The organism is Synechococcus sp. PCC 6717 (assembly GCF_022698185.1).
Lineage (GTDB): Bacteria > Cyanobacteriota > Cyanobacteriia > Thermosynechococcales > Thermosynechococcaceae > Thermosynechococcus > Thermosynechococcus lividus.
The window spans coordinates 57,349-77,388 of the sequence record NZ_JAKLTV010000020.1 but is presented as its reverse complement, the minus strand read 5'-3'; the positions used below and the strand labels follow the sequence as shown (position 1 = coordinate 77,388).

At 52.2% G+C, this 20,040-nt stretch carries 24 protein-coding genes; 13 read left to right on the top strand and 11 right to left on the bottom strand.

Features of this window, described 5'->3' with window-relative positions:
• From L5470_RS09520 to cas2, 4 genes are all read left to right on the top strand, one after another.
• The coding region (locus tag L5470_RS09520; RefSeq protein ID WP_499499649.1) for a hypothetical protein at nt 1-352 on the top strand (352 nt) is incomplete at its 5' end.
• Between the two features lie 227 nt (nt 353-579).
• Nucleotides 580-870 (top strand): CRISPR-associated protein Csx18, encoded by a 291-nt coding sequence (csx18, locus tag L5470_RS09515; RefSeq protein ID WP_499499647.1) that lies wholly within the window; start codon nt 580-582, stop codon nt 868-870.
• A 10-nt stretch (nt 871-880) separates the two neighbouring features.
• Nucleotides 881-1,858 (top strand): CRISPR-associated endonuclease Cas1, encoded by a 978-nt coding sequence (gene cas1 / locus L5470_RS09510; RefSeq protein WP_499499645.1) that lies wholly within the window; start codon nt 881-883, stop codon nt 1,856-1,858.
• Nucleotides 1,859-1,861: 3 nt separating this feature from the next.
• Nucleotides 1,862-2,143 carry a CRISPR-associated endonuclease Cas2 gene (cas2, locus tag L5470_RS09505; RefSeq protein ID WP_499499643.1) on the top strand — a complete coding sequence of 94 codons (282 nt, stop codon included), beginning with the start codon at nt 1,862-1,864 and terminating at the stop codon, nt 2,141-2,143.
• Here the strand turns inward: cas2 and L5470_RS09500 are convergent.
• Nucleotides 2,140-3,276: a CRISPR-associated ring nuclease gene (locus L5470_RS09500; RefSeq protein ID WP_499499641.1), complete on the bottom strand. Its 1,137-nt coding sequence runs from the start codon at nt 3,274-3,276 to the stop codon at nt 2,140-2,142. The two genes, cas2 and L5470_RS09500, sit on opposite strands and share 4 nt — an antisense overlap.
• Before the next feature lie 229 nt (nt 3,277-3,505).
• Here L5470_RS09500 and cas10 point away from each other — a divergent pair, with 229 nt between their 5' ends.
• From cas10 to L5470_RS09475, 5 genes are all read left to right on the top strand, one after another.
• Nucleotides 3,506-6,565, top strand: coding sequence for a type III-B CRISPR-associated protein Cas10/Cmr2 (gene cas10 / locus L5470_RS09495; protein WP_499499639.1), 3,060 nt, complete (start codon nt 3,506-3,508; stop codon nt 6,563-6,565).
• 34 nt (nt 6,566-6,599) lie between these two features.
• Nucleotides 6,600-7,715 carry a type III-B CRISPR module-associated Cmr3 family protein gene (locus L5470_RS09490; RefSeq protein WP_499499637.1) on the top strand — a complete coding sequence of 372 codons (1,116 nt, stop codon included), beginning with the start codon at nt 6,600-6,602 and terminating at the stop codon, nt 7,713-7,715.
• Nucleotides 7,716-7,775: 60 nt separating this feature from the next.
• Nucleotides 7,776-8,585 (top strand): type III-B CRISPR module RAMP protein Cmr4, encoded by an 810-nt coding sequence (gene cmr4, locus L5470_RS09485; RefSeq protein ID WP_499499635.1) that lies wholly within the window; start codon nt 7,776-7,778, stop codon nt 8,583-8,585.
• Between the two features lie 2 nt (nt 8,586-8,587).
• Nucleotides 8,588-8,992 carry a hypothetical protein gene (locus L5470_RS09480; protein WP_499499633.1) on the top strand — a complete coding sequence of 135 codons (405 nt, stop codon included), beginning with the start codon at nt 8,588-8,590 and terminating at the stop codon, nt 8,990-8,992.
• Nucleotides 8,993-9,105: 113 nt separating this feature from the next.
• A complete protein-coding gene (locus L5470_RS09475) occupies nt 9,106-10,788 on the top strand; it encodes an RAMP superfamily CRISPR-associated protein (RefSeq protein ID WP_499499631.1) in 1,683 nt (560 codons plus the stop codon).
• 65 nt (nt 10,789-10,853) lie between these two features.
• Here L5470_RS09475 and L5470_RS09470 read toward each other — a convergent pair whose 3' ends face one another.
• A complete protein-coding gene (locus L5470_RS09470; protein ID WP_099797815.1) occupies nt 10,854-11,063 on the bottom strand; it encodes a hypothetical protein in 210 nt (69 codons plus the stop codon).
• A 376-nt stretch (nt 11,064-11,439) separates the two neighbouring features.
• Here L5470_RS09470 and L5470_RS09465 point away from each other — a divergent pair, with 376 nt between their 5' ends.
• Genes L5470_RS09465 through L5470_RS09455 form a run of 3 tightly spaced genes read left to right on the top strand, consistent with a single transcriptional unit; the run spans nt 11,440 to nt 13,636 of the window.
• The gene (locus tag L5470_RS09465; RefSeq protein ID WP_448514709.1) at nt 11,440-12,138 is read left to right on the top strand and encodes an MBL fold metallo-hydrolase; all 699 of its coding nucleotides are present in this window, start codon (nt 11,440-11,442) and stop codon (nt 12,136-12,138) included.
• Nucleotides 12,139-12,187: 49 nt separating this feature from the next.
• Nucleotides 12,188-12,715 carry a rhodanese-like domain-containing protein gene (locus tag L5470_RS09460; RefSeq protein ID WP_099797820.1) on the top strand — a complete coding sequence of 176 codons (528 nt, stop codon included), beginning with the start codon at nt 12,188-12,190 and terminating at the stop codon, nt 12,713-12,715.
• 3 nt (nt 12,716-12,718) lie between these two features.
• On the top strand, nt 12,719-13,636 hold the full coding sequence (locus L5470_RS09455; RefSeq protein ID WP_499499629.1) for a sulfite exporter TauE/SafE family protein: 918 nt from the start codon (nt 12,719-12,721) through the stop codon (nt 13,634-13,636).
• A 147-nt stretch (nt 13,637-13,783) separates the two neighbouring features.
• On the opposite strand, the gene atpA is transcribed toward L5470_RS09455, so the two are convergent.
• The 9 genes from atpA to L5470_RS09410 form a co-directional block, all read right to left on the bottom strand.
• Nucleotides 13,784-15,295, bottom strand: coding sequence for a F0F1 ATP synthase subunit alpha (atpA, locus tag L5470_RS09450; protein WP_099797826.1), 1,512 nt, complete (start codon nt 15,293-15,295; stop codon nt 13,784-13,786).
• A gap of 49 nt (nt 15,296-15,344) precedes the next feature.
• Nucleotides 15,345-15,899 (bottom strand): ATP synthase F1 subunit delta, encoded by a 555-nt coding sequence (gene atpH, locus L5470_RS09445; protein ID WP_499499657.1) that lies wholly within the window; start codon nt 15,897-15,899, stop codon nt 15,345-15,347.
• Nucleotides 15,899-16,429, bottom strand: coding sequence for a F0F1 ATP synthase subunit B (locus tag L5470_RS09440; protein ID WP_448514713.1), 531 nt, complete (start codon nt 16,427-16,429; stop codon nt 15,899-15,901). Before L5470_RS09440 ends, atpH begins: the two co-directional genes overlap by 1 nt.
• 11 nt (nt 16,430-16,440) lie before the next feature.
• The gene (locus L5470_RS09435; RefSeq protein ID WP_099799786.1) at nt 16,441-16,857 is read right to left on the bottom strand and encodes a F0F1 ATP synthase subunit B'; all 417 of its coding nucleotides are present in this window, start codon (nt 16,855-16,857) and stop codon (nt 16,441-16,443) included.
• Nucleotides 16,858-16,927: 70 nt separating this feature from the next.
• A complete protein-coding gene (gene atpE / locus L5470_RS09430; RefSeq protein WP_009767951.1) occupies nt 16,928-17,176 on the bottom strand; it encodes an ATP synthase F0 subunit C in 249 nt (82 codons plus the stop codon).
• A gap of 72 nt (nt 17,177-17,248) precedes the next feature.
• Nucleotides 17,249-18,007 carry a F0F1 ATP synthase subunit A gene (gene atpB, locus L5470_RS09425; RefSeq protein WP_099797832.1) on the bottom strand — a complete coding sequence of 253 codons (759 nt, stop codon included), beginning with the start codon at nt 18,005-18,007 and terminating at the stop codon, nt 17,249-17,251.
• A 40-nt stretch (nt 18,008-18,047) separates the two neighbouring features.
• Entirely contained in the window at nt 18,048-18,395 is a 348-nt protein-coding gene (locus tag L5470_RS09420; protein ID WP_227517494.1) for an ATP synthase subunit I, read from the bottom strand.
• Nucleotides 18,396-18,543: 148 nt separating this feature from the next.
• Nucleotides 18,544-18,978, bottom strand: coding sequence for a Mini-ribonuclease 3 (locus L5470_RS09415; protein WP_448514715.1), 435 nt, complete (start codon nt 18,976-18,978; stop codon nt 18,544-18,546).
• A 50-nt stretch (nt 18,979-19,028) separates the two neighbouring features.
• On the bottom strand, nt 19,029-19,361 hold the full coding sequence (locus L5470_RS09410) for an STAS domain-containing protein (RefSeq protein WP_499499624.1): 333 nt from the start codon (nt 19,359-19,361) through the stop codon (nt 19,029-19,031).
• A 326-nt stretch (nt 19,362-19,687) separates the two neighbouring features.
• Here L5470_RS09410 and L5470_RS09405 point away from each other — a divergent pair, with 326 nt between their 5' ends.
• Nucleotides 19,688-19,990 (top strand): hypothetical protein, encoded by a 303-nt coding sequence (locus L5470_RS09405; RefSeq protein ID WP_099797836.1) that lies wholly within the window; start codon nt 19,688-19,690, stop codon nt 19,988-19,990.
• The last annotated feature ends 50 nt before the right edge of the window (nt 19,991-20,040 follow it).

Genomic DNA, 20,040 nt, shown 5'->3' with positions numbered 1-20,040 from the left:
TTTCCATTCGATCGCCTTCCCCCTGAAGAGGAAGGATGAGCTACTACCTTACATCTACCACGCTAAAGGCCTCAGGTTTCCATTCGATCGCCTTCCCCCTGAAGAGGAAGGTGGATTGCATGTTGACGAACTTCTCCCAGAGTCTAGGCTTAGGTTTCCATTCGATCGCCTTCCCCCTGAAGAGGAAGGAGACAACAAGGAGGTTTTATCATGGTTCCTGATTTGTTTCCATTCGATCGCCTTCCCCCTGAAGAGGAAGGTTGGCATCCTTGACGAGACCGAAACCGAAACCATCCCCAAGTTTCCATTCGATCGCCTTCCCCCTGAAGAGGAAGGAGTACCCCTATACTAGCCGCTCCCTGAGCGAACTGCAACCCCCTATTCCGAGGGATCCCCGTTGCAAGCAAGCAATGTTTTTTATACGGCACAGTATAAAATACTCAAAGCCGCTTGCTGAGCGACTCCGAGGGATCCAACGCATTAATGAGGCATCGAGGCTATTCGGCAGATCCCTCGGAGCTTGCTGCATAGTCTGAACAACGCTCAAGGATAAAAACACAGTTATAAGCTTATTGCCCTATGCCTTCCTATACTGCTTTTTCATTCATCCGAAGTCTGATTGTTGCCTGCTGCAACGGCTTTTTTACCCTTGTCATTCTGCTGATTGCACCCTTGGGGTTAGCAGCAGTCATTACTACGACCCTACTGGTCATAGTCAGCAGCTTCTTAGCCAGTGTCGCGGTCGATCGCATCTTAAAGCCCTTATCTCCCCGTCGGCTCAACTATCAGGATACCAGCCCCCTAACCTCAGAACGGCGCTCACAACTCAAAACCCGTCCGCAGTCTAGCGATATTGAACCCTACTTCTAGAGGGCAGCGAATGACCCAGACCCTTTACCTCTCTCGACAGGGATGTCAGGTCTCCCTCGATGCAGAGTACATTACGGTTTTCCACCAAAAGAAACTTATCCAGCAAGTTCAACTGCCCTTAATTGACTTGATTTTGATCTTTGGCTACTCACAGCTAACAACCCAGCTTATTCGTGCCTGTTTACAGCGATCGATCACCATCGCTTACCTATCCAAATCAGGGTATTGTTATGGTCGTTTATTGCCGCTCCAGCGATCTCATCCTACCTTCATGCGCTTACAAGCCCAGTTGAGCGATGCCCAAAAATTGTTTGCTGCTCAGCAACTCATTCATGCGAAGTTACGCAACTCACGGGTGATCTTGATGCGCCAACAACGGCGGCGACCTCACCCTACCCTTGAGCTGAGCATTAACTGCCTTGACGTACTTGCAAAGCGCAGCCTAGAGAGCCACACCCTGCAAACGTTACAGGGCATTGAAGGGAGTGGTGCCCGGCATTACTACGATGCCCTAGCAGAGTGTTTTCAGCATCCACAACTCTCATTTCAAGGCCGCAGCCGTCGCCCTCCTGGTAATGAAATTAATGCCCTCCTCAGCTTTGGTTACCAAGTGCTTTGGAATCATCTTTTGGGTATCGTCGAAAACCTTGGGCTTGATCCCTATGCTGGCTGCCTACACCAACAGCATCACAATCATGCCGCCCTTGTCTCTGATCTCCTAGAACCCTTCCGCGCGCCAATTATTGACTCCCTTGTTTTGCAACTCGTCAACGGGCGCCTCATCCGCCCTGAAGACAATTTTCGTTTTGAAGCGGGCGGCTGTTTCCTCAATGAGCACGGACGGCAGCGGTTTCTCAAGCACTTTATTCAGCGCATGGAGCAACAAACCCAAGAAGAGCCATTTTGGCACGTCCTAGCACGACAGGTACGTGCGTTTTGCCAGTGGTTGCGCTGCCCAGACCACCTCTGGTGCTATCGAATCGACTAGTCTATGCTACTGTACGTCATTGCCTACGACATCCCCAGCAATAAACGCCGCCGTAAAGTTGCCGAATTATTGGAAGGCTACGGTCAGCGGGTGCAGTTTAGCGTGTTCGAGGCAAGGCTGGCTCCCAAACAACTGCAACAACTGCGCGATCGCCTGTATCGCCGTCTCAAGCCCAGCGAAGATCATGTGCGCATTTATCCCCTCAGTCACCACACCGAAGCCAACATTCTCATCCTTGGCACAGGTCAGTCTCCCTTAGAGCCACCCACCAGCCAAGTCATCTAATGCAAGCCACGATCCAGCTTATCCAACACAAAACAGTTCCCCTCATAGTGGCCAAAGATCCGCTTAGCATCTTGATCTGCCCACGCATCGAGTTCATGGGTTGATGGTGGGCAAGGGTTTCCCTTCAGGGGCTTAAAATCTAGCGATTGCAGATGATGGCCATCCTGCAAATAACGCGCCAACTCATCAATTCGCTCATTCACCAGCACTAACCGATCCTTAGCAATCCCTTCTACACTGCGCTTAAACGAGTCACTAAAAATAATCCGGTCACTCGGCGCAGGGTGCAGCTTTTCTGCATAAATGTGCTTTTTGGTGCGCTGCCAAACCAACTCTCCCCAAGGGGATAAGTCCACCTGATCATCGACGCGCCACAGTAGCGTTTCAGGAATCCTATCGGTGTGCTGGGCGGGCAACTTAAGATGCAGTTGCCGAAACGTCAAGAGGTTATCCCGCACCGTTTCCTCTGCCACCAGCCGCACCGGCAGACGAGGAATACGCAGCAAATCAGAGGTTTCAAACACATATACCGTTTCATCCCCATAGAAAAACGCAAGGGTCTGAAGGAACCCCTGCACACTCTTGAACCCTCCCGTGAGGTTAAAAATCACCCGAAAGCCGCCTTGCCGATAGCCATTAACCGTCTGTTCACACCACTCAATCAGCTCGGATAGAGCCGACTGAAATGCCTCCATATCCTTGGTTTGCAGATCCCTCTGGCGATAGACCTCAACGTGAACACTCCCTAAGCGCTGGCGCTGCACCACACTCTTGAACCAAGCTTCAACAAGTCGCGCTGTTTGCTCTCCCAGCCACGTATCAGTACACAGTAAATAGTGGCAATCACCGCTGTTCGGCTTGAACTGCTCTCCATAGAGCTTAACAATACCGTTAACCTCCGCAGACATTTTGGCCGCCTCTGCCACAGTGGTGCCCTCAGACAACAGTTTGGCGCGCACTCGCTCAACCAGTGCCTCAAGAGTTTGCCGATCTGCTGCCGGAATCGTCGTTGCCTCCTTCGCATTGGCATAGGTACTCACTAGCCTACGCTCTTGGGTCTCCGCTGCATTGGTCAATAAACTGGTACCGCAGGGAGATAGCACAAAGATCCGCTCCGAGGTAGCTTGAGGCATTCTTAGACACCCTACCAACGCACTGCAAAAATGACAATTACTATGTTAAGCCAAAAATCCTGAGTACAAAACAATGAATATTCAATATTAGCGACAAAATATAAAATACTGTTAAAAATTATGAAAAATTATTTGTGTTGATCCCCATGCATCGCTGGGCTTAAGTAAGCTGGAGAAATCTTCGGTAGCTCTACGGCACAGTAGCCTGAATTGCACGGATGTTCCATTCATGTATTACGAACGCAAGCTCTTTGCCCTCCTCCATGATCCCTACCTCAAAGCCCTCTACAGAAATAAAAGCAGTAAAGGCCCATGGCAACAGGTGACGTGCCTCTATCACCTTCGAAGTGACCTCCAAACATGGTGGAACACCCACGGCGGCATCAAGTCAGACCATCTTGCCTCAGCCTCAGATCGGGTGAGTTTTACCAGTGCCATGCGAACCTCCCCCACCACGGCGAATGCCGTCACCCAAGTAGAAGTTTGCCATCCAATGACTGGCGTAAAAAGTACCCTCAACTTTATTTTTGCTGGTAGCCTCAACGACGATCATTTAGCAGCCATTGAAGGGCAGTCTATCTGGGAGGCCATCCGCCAAGACAGGGATGCGGAAAAAGTTTTCTGGTGGTTCTGGCGGTTTTATGGAGACGCCATTGCGTACGATAACCGCATTAAACAGCAAGCCACCTACCCTAGGGATGTGCTGCTGTTGCCCGCCGATACACGAATTCCCGACTGCCCCCTCGAAGCCCACACTGCCATTACTGCTGCTTTGGCGGGCACTCTATTTCCTCAAGGCACACCCAACGAGGCAACGCCCCAGCACCCATGGCTGTTGATGTTTTCTTTTGCTCCTGTGCAGGAATTCATCAAATCCTCGCGCAAGCTACTAGATTTTTGGGCGGGTTCCTATCTGCTGCACTACCTGAGTGCGCAGGTGTGTTGGTTCCTAGCCGAGCGCTATGGCCCTGATGTTGTCATTACCCCCAATCTCTATAACCAAACTATTATTGATGCCTTCCTGTTACGGAAATATCCTGATTTTGCAGCCGACTTTCAGCGCTTGGGCATTCCCAATCCGTCAACAACCTCCAGCCTCACCACCGCAGGGTTCCCCAACGTCATTACGGCACTCATTCCCGCGCAAGATAAAGAGACCATTGGCCATGAACTGCAAGCCCATCTCCAGCAGACGTGGCTGAGCATTGGCAACAAGGTGCGCGAGAGCATCAAAGCCCATGTGCGCAGGCTCTACGAAGACCCAGACCACATAGCCAAAATTGAAAATTGGATTGCCCAAGAATTTCCGGCGCAGATGGTCACTGACCTATGCAACGAATTCCGCAGTTGGCAGCACGGCGGACAATGGGAATGGAACGCGCTGTGGCAGGCGCAACTGAAGCACTTTTGGGAGAGTTACTGGATTGCTCTACCCCTTGGGAATCCGGAGCAGTCGTTGACGTGCTGGCGGGGGGCACCCACTTACGCAGCGTGGAAAACGGCACAAACCGTCTTAGCCAAAGCTGAGCCTGCCCTACCCACTGAAGTTGAAGAAAAGGTGTACAGCACCATCAATGTTGGGACGTGGTGGCCATTTCTGCAACAACGGCTCGGCCAAGCCCTCTCAGCCCTCAAAAATACTCGCAATTGGCAGTTCCCTGCCTCTGCGGGGGAGCGCTCCTCAATTTCTGGTGCCTACAGTGCCTTGCACCCTAACCTGCTCTACCGAGACCCATTTCGAGAGGGGCATGGGTTGCCCACGAGTTCAATGCGGCTGTTTTGGCACGTGATGGCTCAAGCCTTTCCGGGGCTGTTTAACGGCAAAGAGCGGCTCAATGCCATCGAGGTCACCAAACGTATGGCGTGGACGCATGGGGGGGTGGCAGCGTCTTTGGGGGTAGAGTGCTCTGGGGATGACTATGAAAACTTAGTTCGCTTTCCCAATGCCAGCAGTATCGCTGCGGCTCGCTTTATGGCGACCGAACCCGATCAGGTAAAGCGGTACTGGCACGACCTCAACCGCGAGGTGAAAGCTGATGCGGATCTGCACCCCTACTATGAGCGATTTGGTGGCAAGACCCGTCGCCCGAGTCAGATTCCCCAAGTGGATGCGGCATTGCCAGAGGGCTATAACGGGGTGATGTTCTCGGCAAAATGGCTGGCGGAGGATCTGGGGATTGAAGATAAGGGTTCCTTGGCAGCGCTGCGTGGGGCGGTGAACTGGGTGCAAAAGCGGTTGCACTGGGGCGATCGCTCCCCCGCGGATTGGTGGTGCATCCTCCTTGCGGATGGCGACAGCATGGGCGACTATGTACGGGGGCACCGATTAAAGGCTTACCGTGAGTACGTGGCCAGCAATATTGTGGCGCAGATTGATCAGCAGGCCAAAGACCCAAAATTAACCGAGTGGCACAGCTGGCAAGACTTTATTAACAAAACCCCCAAACGGATGGGGCCAGCCACCCATGTAGGACTCAACCGTGCGCTGCTGGACTTTTCAAACCGCCTTGTGCCCTACTTGGTAGAGCAACGCTACTGTGGCCGCGTGGTTTATAGCGGTGGCGATGATGTCATGGCGGTCTTACCCCTCGAAGATGCTTTGCCCCTCATCCAAGTGCTACGGCAGGCATGGTGTGGCGGTGAGGATGCCGCCGGAGAGTTTGAACCGCAGGGGGGCTATTGGCAAACCGTTCAGGGTAGCAAAGCTGCGAAACACTTGGGTATGCGCCGCCTGTTTACGATGGGGGAGGGTGCCACCATGAGTATGGGGGTGGTGCTGGCTCATAAAAGTGTGCCTTTACCTACTGTGCTAGAGCACCTTTGGCAAGCAGAGAAAGAGCAGGCAAAAAGGCTCCCCGGCAAAGATGGGCTGTGCTTTGAGGTGATCTATGGCTCAGGGAATTCCCTCAGTGCCGTTCTCAAGGGGCACTTGTTTGATCAATGGCAGCACTTAGTGCCGCAAGCGAATGATGATGTGAGTCCATTGTTGTATCGTCTGCTGACCGAGTTACCGCAACATTGCTGGCTGGGAACCGATCAGGTACTAAAACAGGCGATCGCCAGTATTGCTAGCCGCCGCGACAAAGAGTTACCACAAGGGTTTGTGGAGAATTTTAGCAACTGGTGTTGCCAGTGGGAACAATGGGCACTGGCTCATCGGGGGCAGCGGGGCACCGATATGCAAGACCTGCTCAACATCCTACGGCTGACGGCCTTCTTGATTGACAAACGCTTTCCGCCCCACTCTGGGCATGCCGCGATAACTGCTGTTGCCCTCGGCGCAACTTAAGCTTTCGTGTTTGGTATTCCTGTGTCAAGGAAATATGAATCAACTCAACTGGTACCGCTTAGATCCCATCGATGTGCTCCTGTTTCGCGACGCTCGCCCCTTTCAGCCAGGTGAGGGGTCTTGGGCAAAAAGTATTTTTCCGCCCCTGCCAATTACTGTGTTTCAGGCGTTGCGATCGCTGTGTGCCCCCTACACCGAACGCCGCCACGACCTAGAATTTTTAGGGCCGTTTTTCATAGACCTGCACAATCAGGTATGGGTTGCCACCCCCAAAGATTTGATTTGCATTGGGAACCACAACGCGGACAAAGCGGATATCAACGACATCGCGGATCCCGCCAAGGTGAAACGCTTGGCTCGTATCCAACCTACACCGAAAGACGATCCGGCTTGGATGTATGTCTGTCATCCTTTAGGTTGCAAGTTGCGTCCCATTGTTGAACCCACCCTAGGCAACAATGAGCAACTCCAAGGGCGACCGCAACCCTTAATGCGCCTTGATGCCCTAGCCCTATACCTGCAAGGAAAGCTCGATCAACTCAGTGCGAAGGATCACTTCCATGGGGTACCGTGGTCTCGCCAGGTGTTGCCCCATATTTACCTAGAGGAGCAACGCCGCACGGTCAGAGAGGATGGCGGCTACTTTACCGAGGTGGCCAACCGCCTAGAGCCGGGCTGGGGATTTGTTGCTGGAATCAACGTTCCCAACCTTGAAGGTGTGGTACGCATCGGTGGCGAAGGGCATCAGGCTCAGGTTTACGCCCTCAAAACGAACCCACTGGCTGTGCTGGAACCCTTCTGTGGCCAAGGGGCAGAAACCCTTGCCTACGTCTTAACCCCCGGCTTAGCTCAAGTGGTTGAGGAAGCCCCGATCTATGGTCTGTATCCATGGGAGTGGCGAGATCAACTAGTGGGCGTTGTGGGCGATCGCCCCCTGCTGGCCGGTGGCCTCAGCACAGTCACCCGTCGCAGCGGCCAAATCCAACTGGGCTATTCAGCACAGCGTGCCTATGTCACTGCTGGCACCCTCTATCACTTTGAAGCTCCTCCCCATCCCCACCCCCAGCAACTCCTCAGTGGGGTTGCCGCCAAAGCGCGCCCTACCTTTGAAAAACTTCACTACGGCCAATTGCTGTGGGGCAGTGCATAACCCGCAGACCCACCATGGAGAAGTACATGAGCCTCTCCCCCTACCCTGACTGGAAGACTGATGATGCTTGACCTTGCTTACCTATACCTGTTATCGCCACTGCACACCGGCGGCACCACCCAAGAAGGGAACCTCCTCGGAATTGCGCGGGAATCCCATACAGAATTACCCTACATTCCCTCCAGCACGATTCGGGGGCGGTTGCGCGCCAGTACCCCCAACAGTCACCGGAACCGTCTCTGGGGAAACACCATTGACGATGTCACCAGCGGTGGTAACGATACAAACCTGACCCAAGGCCAACTCTGGGTGGGCGATGGCTCACTGCTGTGGGTACCCGTGCCCTCCCTTAGCCATGGGGTTATCTGGATTAGCTGCCCGATGCTACTGCACCGTTGGCAGCGGCTGGCAACAAAAAATACCGTAACAGCCGTGGCACCCTACAGTACGAATTTAGGCAACAACAAGCCGGTTTACCTCAAAGATGCCATCCTCAAAAGTAACGAACTMAAAACTTGGCCAGATTGGCAGCAATGGGTACCCGCCAAACCCAAAACCCAAATCGAGCGGGTTCTAGTCCTTCCCGATCAGCACTGTGCCACCCTCATTCAGATGAGCCTGTGGCGGCAAGTCAAAGTCAAGCTCAGCACCGATAAAACAGTTGAGCGTGGTAGCTTCCGCTACGAAGAAGCAATTCCCCCCGACACCCTCATGTACTTCCCGTGGGGCACCGTAGCACAACTGAATGGTGCTGCCGTTAAAGCTAAAAGTGACCTGCAGGATCTCTTTGATAGCCACACCATTTTGCAAATTGGCGGTCAGGAAAGCCTAGGACGTGGCTTTGTTCGGCTTGTGAGCACAGGGAGTTAGAGATGGCCTTTGATCCACGCACGATAGCGAAACCGGTTTACCAGGCATTGAGTGAGATCCACTCCAAAGCACAGGACGATAACCGACTAAAAGAGCAAAGACTAAAAGAGCAAAAAAGTCAAGCCGCTGAACTCTACACGTACCTAGCTACTTGGGGCTTGATGCGCCTCAAAGCAGAAGAAAAAGCGTTGAAGCAGGAGGGGAAGAAGGATGTTGTCAAGGCGTTTTTTGCAGTTCTTGAGAGCATTTCAGGCAACAAAAACCTAGCCAATGAGAAGGGGTTAGATACCCTTAAGAACTTGGATACCGAAGAGTATCTTGGCTTGACGGGCTTGGGCTTGCAAATTGCCCGTGAATTTAGCTTCTGGACGACTGCTCTTTACGCGGGCATTGGGGAGGCAGATTAATCATTATGGTATTCGACAGACCCCCGCGCCAATCAGCAGGAAAAGGCGCCAATAAAAATCCTCCAAGCAGCGGTAACCGAGGAGGTGCGTGGCTCGGGCATCCCTACGATCCAATGCCTAACCCCGATTCAGCCGCAAGCTTTATTGAATATCTGCGCTGGATGCGATCGCCGGAGGATGCAGCAACGAAAGACGGCACCAAAGAGGATGCAGCAACGAAACACGGCACCAAGGTCGAGCTGTTAACGAAGGCTGAGCAGGGCAACTATAGCCAACGCCTGAAGGTATTAACAGAGCGCACCCGACACATTGCAGGCCACGAGAACTGCTTTGAAGTCACCTGTCCGTGGCGGATTCGGGTCGGTGGTCACCGTGGCCCCGAAAATATTCTGTTACCTGCCTTCGACAACTTAGGGATTCCCTATATTCCTTCAAGTACCCTGCGGGGGGTTGCCCGTACCCAAGCGTTACGGGAACTAGGCTCCGAAGCCGCCGTGGAGAAATATTTTGGTTCCTTGAATGCTCAGGATCCAGATCGGGCAGGTAAAGTGATTTTCCTTGATGCCTACCCGCTACCGCGACAGAAAAATGGCGGTTTAGCCATGGACATAGTGAACAATCTCTGGAAATGGGAGGGTAATACAGCAAAGTACGAAGCGAATCCTAATCCTTTTTTCTCGCTAAAAGAATGCACGTTCTTAATTGGCTTACGCTTAGCCTCCCACTGCTCACCCTCAGAGCAGCATACACTATCTGAAGTAAAACACTGGCTCATACAGGGATTACAAGAAGGCATTGGTTCTCAAGTCAACACTGGGTACGGGTGCTTGTTGGCTCCAGATCAGTCCATAAACAATGGATTTATGCACGCCAAATTTACCCTCAAGGGTCAACTCATCCATGGGGTACAACGTCATCAACCAAATCAAAAGAGGCTCATTCCCGAAGCAGAGGTTCGCTCAGTTGCCTTTAAGTCGATGTTACGCTACTGGCTACGTGCTATTGCGTTGGGGGTTCTTGAGCCAGGGAAAGCTAAAGAACTCGAAAAGAAAATTTTTGGTGGCATCGAACCTGCCACTTATGGTTACGTTAAGGTACAGGTTGTGGATACACAATCTAACGTAGGAAATAAAAATTGTGTCGGTCAGCAAAGTGGCACTCTTATTCTCAGCCTCTCAGCTAACGTACTCGATGAGGAAATAGAAAAAACAACTCAATTACTCAAATGTCTAACGTGGGTGATGTTTCATTTAGGTGGCATTGGCCAAGGAGCACGTCGTCCTTGTTATAAACGAACCAGTAACCCTTATTTTCGCGGTTCTACCCTCAGCGTTAATGAAAAGACTGACCTGTGGCAATTGCCTGAAGACGAGAAGGGTTTTCGGGATCTATTCCAGAGAAACTTGCGTTCTATTTATGAAGCGATCGCCTATTTAACCGGCAAGAAAATTAATAGTCAATACCCTCAATTACTGAGTGCAGGAACTGTTACTACTGTTACTTCTGAAGATTGGTTAGAGGTACTTGATGGAAACTGCCGCATTGTCATCTGTAGTGGTGATAGTCGAGGAGAAAAACCCTATGGTCTCTCACTGTTACACGATCCTAAGCTCAAACATAATGGAAATTACGACGAAAGACTTTGCGGTTCAACTGGAAAACCATCTCCTGTCTGGGTTTCCGATTTAGGAGAGTATCAAGTTATTACGATTTTTGGTGTCACTAAAGATCCACGATTAAACTTCCTAAAATCCTTACAAGGAAAATGCTTGCAACTATTCCCGTTTAAACAATGAAAAACAATTGGGCAATCTGTTGGGTAGGAAGCTGCTGTTGTAATCGTTGATTCAATAGCGGTAAGTCACGTGGCCGGTGTTTGATCGTTATTGGAGTGGGTTGGCAGCTTTAGGGGAGATAACCCCATGGGATTGGGGGTGGCCATGGGGAGGGGGGCATCGCTGATGGTGACCCCTGCAGTGGCTCGTAAGCGTGCTCGCAGGAGTTGGCTGACGGCTTGGCGTTGAATGACATCTTGTTCCGTCAAGGATTGAACTGAAGGCTTAACGTCCATAGCTTGCCTGCGCTAAATTATTGGTTATGGTGGGATACCTAAGCTACGTTCACTCCCTACACGCAATTGCAGGACATTGTTGCATTGCTGTCCTGCATTTTTATCTGCTACTTTCAATTTTAAGGGCGATCGCCCCCTCGCTCATAGAGGTACTCTTGTTTTGCCGTCCTTTTGTTAGCTTCTGCTGACAATGTTACAGCTTCGACATTTCAGGTTCACATCGGGACGGTAGTTAGGTCTAGCTGCCATGGCCGCTTATGGGTTGGAGCGTCCCCTCTACGCCTTGACATTATTCAACTATTTGGTTATATAATCATATTAGTTATCCTTGCACAGGATCGCTTAAGATTTACCGAGGGTCTATAGGGAGTTGCACATGTTATTCCGGCAATTATTTGACCAAGCCACTTGGACCTATTCTTACCTGATTGCTGACCCAGCCACGAGCGAAGCAGCGCTGGTGGATAGTGTTTTGGAGCAGGTGGATCGGGACCTGTTGTTGATTGAGCAGTTGGGCTTAAAACTGCGCTATTGCTTAGAAACCCACGTTCATGCGGATCACATTACTGGTGCAGGAAAACTGCGAGAGCACACGGGCTGTCGTACCCTCGTCCCCCAAAATGCCAAGGTGGACTGTGCAGACGGTTTCTTGCAGGATCAAGAGACAATTTACGTCGGGGCTATTCCCATTCAGGCGATCGCCACCCTTGGCCATACCGATAGTCATCTAGCCTTCTTGGTCAATGGCGACCACCTACTCACAGGAGACTCGCTGTTCATTCGCGGTTGTGGCCGCACCGATTTTCAAAGTGGCGATGCGGGTGCTCTCTACGATGCCGTTACCCAACGCCTCTTTAGCCTTGCAGACGACACCCTCGTATATCCCGGCCATGATTATCGCGGCTTTACTGTGTCCACGATTGGTGAAGAGAAACGGTTTAACCCTCGCTTTGTTGGGCGCGATCGCCAGCAATTTATTGAATTTATGGCCAGCCTGAACCTGCCCAACCCACAAAAAATGATGGAAGCCGTACCGGCCAATGAACGTTGTGGCTTAGCCGTTGCGGCGGTTTAGCTATCTAACTTGAACCTACGCTATCCGTTTTAAGACATAGGAGGACATCATGACCATCACCCCTACGCCAACCCTCATCACCGCTGCGGAACTGCATCGGGCACTTGCCGATCGCGACCTGCTGCTGATTGATGTGCGTGAACCCAACGAGTACGCCAGTGGCCATATTCCCGGTGCCTTACTTTGCCCTCTGGCTGATGTCCAAGACCTTCACCTGCCTACCCTCAATATCCCCATTGTTCTCTATTGTCAGTCGGGTCGCCGCTCACACCTAGCGTGGGAAATACTCCAGGCCAAAGGGCTAAGCAACCTCAGGGAATTGCAGGGTGGCTTTCAGGCATGGCAGCAGGCGGGGTACGGTGGCAGTACTGCCCCCATCAGCCTCATGCGCCAAGTGCAAATTGTGGCTGGCAGCCTGATCCTTGTGGGGGTGATCGCTGGCTTTACGGTGAATCCCGGCTTCTTTCTCCTCTCAGGATTTGTCGGGGCTGGCCTACTGTTTGCAGGCATTACAAACACGTGCGCCTTGGCGCGGCTCCTTGCGCTTCTGCCCATGAATCGCCCGCGCAGGAAGTAGGCGATGTTAGGGTATTGGCTGGGGCATGGGTTAGCGATCGCCATCGGTCTGAGTTTAGGGCTTTTAGGGGGCGGTGGGTCTGTCTTGGCCTTGCCGGTTCTGGTCTATGTCATGGGTATTCCAACCAAGGTGGCGATCGCCATGACATTGGTGATCGTTGGCAGTGTCAGCCTCTTAGCGGCCATTCCCCAATGGCGACGGGGCTACGTGAATCTGCGATTAGCTCTTGTGTTTGGCTCCGCCACAATGCTTGGTGCCTACCTAGGGGCACGACTGGCTGCCCTGCCGTGGATGACCGACACCGTGCAGCTATTACTCTTTGCCAGCACCATGATGATCGCTGCCTTTTTAATGATTCGGCGGCAGCAACGCTCCACCCCACCCGAATTGATGCCTCCAGAGGTCACCCTAGAAAGCCAACTCTATCGCCCGCCTGCCTGCAAATACTGCTGGCTTTGGCTGCCTACCGAGGGGCTAGGGGTAGGACTTCTCACCGGATTAGTTGGGGTGGGAGGTGGCTTTGCCATTGTGCCAGCCCTAGTGCTACTGGGTAAAATTCCTATGCGGCAGGCAATTGGCACATCGCTACTAATTATTGCAGCGAATTCTGTTGCTGGGGTATGGGGCTACTTAGGAACTGTAACACTCGATCCACGCCTGACGCTGACATTAACCCTTGCCGCAGCCCTTGGCTCCTTGCTAGGAAGCCACTGGGGACAGCGAGTCTCCACCCAAAAACTTCAACAAGCATTTGGTTACTTCTTAATTGCCATTGCTAGCGTAGTGATCCTCAAAACCCTGCTATCGCCCCCTMAAAGGTCTTCTCGGGACGTGCCCCGCAGTAACACCGCCGCAGCGTTGAGGGCAAGCAATCTCGCAGGGGCTGGCCATCAGAAGAAAGCGCACCCCCGTGTTGAGTAAACGCGCCTAGTTGGCGTGCGGGCGTCTCGTTTCGTCTGCTAGTCTGCAATTGGCGCGGGGGTATCTGTATCCCGTACTGACCATCTCTCGACGGTACAGTGCAGGGCGTATCTACCCCCGCACTCCCTCAGCTAATTGTGGAGGAACCTAGGCAGTAAAGCCTGCTTTATATTCGGCGATCGCCTCTTTGAGCAGAGCTTCTGCGGTTTCGTCGAGTTTTTGGCTACTGCGTACCGCTTCACCGTACTGTGGTTTACTCGTTGCCAAATAATCCCGCAGGCCAGCGACAAACTTAGCCACGGCTTCAACGGGAATATCGTCCAAATAGCCATTGGTGCCTGCATAGATGGTCGCAACTTGGTACTCCACCGGAATGGGCGAATACTGGGGCTGCTTGAGGATTTCCCGTAGCCGCTGACCCCGTGCCAGTTGATTCTGGGTTGCTTTATCTAAGTCAGAGGCAAATTGCGCAAAGGCTTGGAGTTCGTCAAACTGCGCAAGTTCTAGTTTGAGTTTGCCAGCCACCTGCTTCATTGCCTTAATTTGTGCTGCCGAACCCACCCGAGACACAGAAATACCCGCATTAATCGCAGGTCGCAAACCTGCATTAAACAGGTCAGACGACAAGAAAATCTGGCCATCGGTAATGGAAATCACGTTGGTGGGGATATAGGCAGACACGTCGCCCGCTTGGGTTTCCACAATTGGTAGTGCGGTCATACTGCCACCCCCTAGGGCGTCATTGAGTTTGGCGGCGCGCTCTAATAGACGAGAGTGGAGGTAGAACACATCCCCCGGATAGGCTTCGCGACCGGGGGGACGACGCAGTAACAATGACATTTGCCGGTAAGCCTGCGCTTGTTTCGAGAGATCATCGTAGATCACTAGGGTATGCTTGCCTTGATACATAAAGTACTCGGCAATGCTAGCGCCGGTGTAGGGGGCTAAGTACTGTAAGGCAGCAGGGTCACTGGCGTTGGCTGCGACAACAATGGTGTAGTCAAGGGCACCCCGCTCCCGCAGAACATTCACCACTTGGGCAACGCTGGAGGCCTTTTGGCCAATAGCGACATAGACACAGATCACGTCCTGGCCTTTTTGGTTCAGGATCGTATCGATTGCCACGGCTGTTTTCCCAGTTTGGCGATCGCCAATGATTAACTCCCGCTGGCCACGACCGATGGGAATCATGGCATCAATGGCGGTAATGCCAGTTTGCAGGGGTTCGCAGACCGACTTGCGCTGCACAATCCCGGGGGCGGGGGACTCTAGCAAGCGGGTTGCGGTAGCGTGAATCTCGCCTTTGCCGTCAATAGGACGCATCAGGGCATCCACCACACGGCCAATGACGGCCTCACCCACTGGAACCGAGGCAATTTTACCGGTGGCACGAACCGTACTGCCTTCCTCAATGCCTAGGCCAGCCCCCATCAGCACCACCCCAACGTTATCTTCTTCGAGGTTGAGGGCGATACCCACCGTACCGTCTTCAAATTCCACTAGTTCTGAGGCCATCACTTTATCAAGGCCATAGACGCGGGCAATACCGTCGCCCACCTGTAGCACAGTACCCACGTTATCGACGTTGATCGACTGCTCGTACTGCTCAATTTGCTGACGAATAATGCTGCTGATTTCATCGGGTCTGATGCTTACCATAGGAATTGCTCTCAAGGGTTAGACAGTTTACAAAAAGGTACAAAAAGAGTTACACCGGTTGTGCCAAGCTGACACTTAAGCGCCGTAGCTGCCCGCGCAGGCTGGCATCAAAAATTTGTGAGCCAACTTTAATCACCACACCACCAAGGAGTTCAGGGTCGATGGCGATCGCCAGTTCAACATCAGCGGCACCGGTCATAGTTTTTACCTTCTCCACAACTGCGTGGCGTTGCTGCTCCGTCAGTTCTACAGCACTGATCACTTCCGCCAAAACAATATTGCGGAGTTTGCGCAGCAGGGCGCGGTACTGCTGACAAATGGCAGCTAACAGATTAATGCGCCGCCGATCCACCAGCAGCATGAGGAAATTGAGAAAATAGCCATGTACCTTATCCACGGTCAGCTGCCGCAGGACGTTCTTTTTAGCATCAGGATTAATGAGCGGGTTGGCTAAAAACTCTTGCAGTTCCGCTGAGGCGGCCAGTAGGTCTAAAATCAAACCGCTATCCTGCTGAAACTGATCAGCGAGATTGTGCGACTGCGCCAAAGACAGTAGGGCTTCGGCGTAGGGTTCGACAAGTTCACCACGGATGGTGGTCTGCATCATTTGCCTCCTAGTAGGGCAATACTGCGATCAACAAGGGTGCGCTGAAGCTCGGCATCGTGACTCAAGCGCTCTTTGAGCTGCTGCTCCGCTTGAGCTAGGGCAAGGGCGGTAATGCGCTCACGGATCTCGGCGATCGCCCGCTCCGTTGCCGCACTGGTGTCTTGAGAGGCCGTTTGTTTCAAGCGCTCAATTTCCTGCTGTGCTTTGGCGATCAGTTCTTCTTTGGCTGCCTTGGCACGAACCAACGCCTCTTCGCGAATACGCGCTGCCTCCTCCTTTGCTTGGGCTAGCTTCTGCTGCTCCTGAGCCAAGCGAGCTGCTGCGGTGCGTTGGCGTTCTTCCGCCTCTGCAATCGCCGTTGCAATTTGTTGCTGGCGATCGCCAAGGGTTTTGCCCAGCAGACCACGACCAAAATAAACCAGTACCCCAATAATGATGGCAAGGTTAATCACATTGGTTTCGAGCAAATTGGTGTTTAAGCCAAAATGCCCTACCTCTTCCGTTGCCATTAAAATTACTGCGTCCATGACCCAAACTCCTAGGCCAGTAACTTGGCTAACAACTGCTCACTCAAGCTGCTCACTTGACCTTCGAGCGCCTGCAGTGTCGCCTGCTTTTGCTGATCAATCTCTGCTTGAGCCTTCATTAACTCTGCCTGTAGGGCCTGCTGTGCTGCTGCAATTTCAGCCGTGGCAATTTTTTGTGCCTCTGCCCGTGCCTCTTCAATGATCGCTTGGGCTTCACGGCGGGTATATGCCAATTCCTGTTCGTACTGATTGGCTAGCTCGGTGGCCTGTTGCAGCCGCTCCTTGGCCTGTTGCAAATTGGTGCGGATGTACTCATCCCGATTGTCCAGTGCCTGACCCAACGGCTTATACAGCAGCGCATTCAAAATGACGGTCAAAATTAAAAACTGCACAGCCATCAAGGGTAGGGTGGCATCAAAATCAAACATCAGCCTCTCCAGAATGGGGCGGAACAAAAGGGGAAAGCGCACATAGCTCGCCTTCCCCACCATGGGCTATTTAGGATGCAAAGGGGTTAGCAAACAGCAGCACGAGAGCAATCACCAGACCGTAAATCGTCAGGGATTCCATAAAGGCAAGGGTCAGCAGCAATGTACCCCGAATTTTACCTTCCGCTTCTGGTTGCCGCGCAATACCTTCAACGGCTTGACCCGAGGCATTCCCTTGACCGATGCCAGGGCCTAGGGAGGCCAAACCAATAGCCAGAGCAGCAGCCAACACAGAAGCAGAAGCGACTAACGGATCCATAGTTTATTTCCTCAGACTGTAGTGGGACGAAACAAAATTTCCAAAAGATAACAATAGCAGGGTATGTACCCTTTAGGAGTGAGCCTCTTCGTGCTCTCCCCCATGCCCTTCCATTGCCTCACCAATGTAGGTGGCGGCCAATGTTGCAAAGACAAGGGCTTGGATGGCACTGGTGAATAACCCCAACGCCATGACCGGTAACGGCACAAACAGGGGAACAAGCAACACCAAGACCCCTACCACCAGTTCATCCGCCAAGATGTTGCCAAAAAGACGGAAGCTCAGGGAAAGAGGTTTTGTAAAATCTTCCAAAATGGCAATAGGAAGCAATACCGGTGTTGGCTCAATGTATTTAGTGAAATACTTTAGCCCCCGCTTCCGCAGCCCTGCGTAAAAGTAAGCCAAGGAGACCAACAACGCAAGGGCAACAGTGGTATTAATGTCATTGGTGGGTGCTGCCAATTCCCCTTCTGGTAACTCAATGAGTTTCCACGGCACCAGCGCCCCTGACCAGTTACAGACAAAAATGAACAGGAACAGTGTTCCCACAAAGGGAACCCAAGCACGGTATTCGTGTTCACCCATCTGGCTTTTGGTCAAGTCACGGATAAATTCAAGGGCATATTCCATGAGGTTTTGGATACCACTGGGAACCCGCTGAATATTCCGGGAGGCCGCAAGAGCCGCCACGATCAATATGCCCATCACAATCCATGTGGTGATGAACACTTGACCGTGAACCTTGAGGTTGCCAATATGCCAGTAGAAGTGATGACCCACCTCGAGTTTGGCAACGGGGAGAGAGGTCCAAAGGTGTATCAAAGGCATCATGCCTCCGCACGTAATGTTCTAAGCACAACAAAGCCAGTCGTTAGGGGGACGGCAAAACCGTACGAAGCATATAGACCAGAATGGCGGCTTTGTAGGTCAAAAATCCCAAAAATACGGGAATAATGTGCAACTCGTGCCAGCGGGCAGCCAAAATAATGACCGCCACCACAACGAGAAGCTGTGTCTTTCCTAGCTTTTTCTGGTCATGTCCCAAGCGTTCCACATTGCGAGCAAGTAAGCGCAAATAAATCAGGCTGGCACTTGCTCCCAGTAAGTAGTTTAAGGCTGTGTTTAGGTCGTAGATGACCCAGACAGTCCCAAAGGCGATCGCCATCAATACCAAGCTTGTCGTGAATAATTCGCGACAGAGTTGGTAAAACTCCGCCATCGCTCCACCAGTTGCACTCTGGTTAGGAACAGTTGTTGAAGGGGAGGGCGCAGATGCCGAATGGGGAACCGTCACAGCAGCACGCGGAGCATCTTGAGATGCCTCAAACTGGCCACTAAGCATCCTATCACGCTGTGGTTACATTTCATTACAGCGATTCCGCTGCGGCTACCTCTGCCCGAATATGCTGCTCTAGCAGAGCTAAAACGTCTTGTAGTCGTTGCGGATCCGTGAGATAGAGATAGCCCAAGAGTGCTTCAAACCCCGTTGCTTGGCGATAGATTTTAGCGGGCACCCGTTTGGGGCCATCCGCCGCCGCATTGCGACCTTGGCGAAAGATCGTCAGCTCTGCGGCGGTGCAGTGGGGCCACAGAATGTCCATGTAGCGAGCTTGGCTTTCAGCACGGACATGTGCCACGACTTGGTGGTGGTAGGCATTGATCCGTTGGGGGGGAGTCAAAAAGATAAAGCGAATAAACAGCTCATAGACCGCATCCCCAAAGTAAGCAAGGGCAGAAGGGGACAAGCGCTGAGCAGCAATTGCATCCGACGCAATGGGTAAAAAAGGGGCAGACGCCATCATAACCATGGGGCTGAGACATCGCCCCTGAGGACTGCAACCATAGAGCGACGTTACGAGGCAGAGGGTTGATCCGTAATCTGGGCGATCGCCGTGGCCAAATCTGGCTGGAGGGGCARAAATTTTTCGAGCCGTACCATTTTTACGGTTTGGGTCACCCGTGGATTGGTGACAATCTGGAGTTGCCCTTGGTGCTCCTGTGCCTTTTTGGCTAGTTGGACAAGAACTCCCAAGCCTGAACTATCAAGAAATTCAATTTTCGAGAGGTCAAGGATAATGTTTGCTGAGCCATCGTCAAAGCACTTGGTAATGACTTTGCGGAAGGCAGACTCCGAGAAGGCATCGATGAGACCCGTCAGGCGGAAAACTTGGTAGTCATCACGCACCTCACGGGTTCCCCGTAAGCTTTGGGTTAGGGAAAGTGGTTCAGAAATGGGAGCCTCCTTAGCAAATAACTCAAGACAGAAAAACAAGAAGCCTGTGCTAAATATCTGTAGGCTCTAAAAAACATCAGAACCCTTGGGCACGTCCCAAGACTGGATCCTGCTTTCATGTTCCCCAGATATTCTGCGGCTAGGAATCGGGTTGAGCAACTAAGTATAGCTAAGTATAGGCAAAGCCGTTTGTCTTGTCCATTGCCTCAATAAAAATTTGAATTTGCAGCAGAGAGTCCTTTGGCAAAATTAGAAATACCCTTTTTAGGAGACCTGCGGTGAAACGTTTTGCTGCCTTGCTAGGAGCCAGCAGCCTATGCCTTGGGGCGCTGCCCACTATAGCAAATACACCCAATACTTACCCACCAGAAGCGGTTGCTGCCTTTATGGCTGACTGTGAACCTAAGTTTGCGGCGCAAGCACCTGCCGGCTTTGGCGATCGCGGCGATCGCTACTGCACCTGCGTCATTAACCGCCTCCAAGAAACCATGCCCTATGAGCAGTTTCGTCAGCTTGACCCCAACGAGGAACCGCCAGAGCTGAAGGCGGCCACCCATAACTGCATTACCTCTATCTTTTAAGATGTTAAAGATGCCTTGACATCCTCCCCTTGCTAACGGGGTTGCCGGAG

Excerpts from the sequence above, each read along its gene's own strand:
- L5470_RS09435 (WP_099799786.1), bottom strand. The coding sequence starts at position 16,857 with ATGTTTGATTTTGATGCCACCCTACCCTTGATGGCTGTGCAGTTTTTA.
- cas1 (WP_499499645.1), top strand. The coding sequence starts at position 881 with ATGACCCAGACCCTTTACCTCTCTCGACAGGGATGTCAGGTCTCCCTC.
- cas2 (WP_499499643.1), top strand. The coding sequence starts at position 1,862 with ATGCTACTGTACGTCATTGCCTACGACATCCCCAGCAATAAACGCCGC.
- L5470_RS09465 (WP_448514709.1), top strand. The coding sequence starts at position 11,440 with ATGTTATTCCGGCAATTATTTGACCAAGCCACTTGGACCTATTCTTAC.
- L5470_RS09440 (WP_448514713.1), bottom strand. The coding sequence starts at position 16,429 with ATGGACGCAGTAATTTTAATGGCAACGGAAGAGGTAGGGCATTTTGGC.
- L5470_RS09470 (WP_099797815.1), bottom strand. The coding sequence starts at position 11,063 with ATGGACGTTAAGCCTTCAGTTCAATCCTTGACGGAACAAGATGTCATT.
- L5470_RS09460 (WP_099797820.1), top strand. The coding sequence starts at position 12,188 with ATGACCATCACCCCTACGCCAACCCTCATCACCGCTGCGGAACTGCAT.
- L5470_RS09415 (WP_448514715.1), bottom strand. The coding sequence starts at position 18,978 with ATGATGGCGTCTGCCCCTTTTTTACCCATTGCGTCGGATGCAATTGCT.
- atpA (WP_099797826.1), bottom strand. The coding sequence starts at position 15,295 with ATGGTAAGCATCAGACCCGATGAAATCAGCAGCATTATTCGTCAGCAA.
- atpH (WP_499499657.1), bottom strand. The coding sequence starts at position 15,899 with ATGCAGACCACCATCCGTGGTGAACTTGTCGAACCCTACGCCGAAGCC.
- L5470_RS09420 (WP_227517494.1), bottom strand. The coding sequence starts at position 18,395 with ATGGCGGAGTTTTACCAACTCTGTCGCGAATTATTCACGACAAGCTTG.
- L5470_RS09490 (WP_499499637.1), top strand. The coding sequence starts at position 6,600 with ATGAATCAACTCAACTGGTACCGCTTAGATCCCATCGATGTGCTCCTG.
- csx18 (WP_499499647.1), top strand. The coding sequence starts at position 580 with ATGCCTTCCTATACTGCTTTTTCATTCATCCGAAGTCTGATTGTTGCC.
- cas10 (WP_499499639.1), top strand. The coding sequence starts at position 3,506 with ATGTATTACGAACGCAAGCTCTTTGCCCTCCTCCATGATCCCTACCTC.
- L5470_RS09480 (WP_499499633.1), top strand. The coding sequence starts at position 8,588 with ATGGCCTTTGATCCACGCACGATAGCGAAACCGGTTTACCAGGCATTG.
- L5470_RS09500 (WP_499499641.1), bottom strand. The coding sequence starts at position 3,276 with ATGCCTCAAGCTACCTCGGAGCGGATCTTTGTGCTATCTCCCTGCGGT.
- atpE (WP_009767951.1), bottom strand. The coding sequence starts at position 17,176 with ATGGATCCGTTAGTCGCTTCTGCTTCTGTGTTGGCTGCTGCTCTGGCT.
- atpB (WP_099797832.1), bottom strand. The coding sequence starts at position 18,007 with ATGATGCCTTTGATACACCTTTGGACCTCTCTCCCCGTTGCCAAACTC.
- L5470_RS09475 (WP_499499631.1), top strand. The coding sequence starts at position 9,106 with ATGCCTAACCCCGATTCAGCCGCAAGCTTTATTGAATATCTGCGCTGG.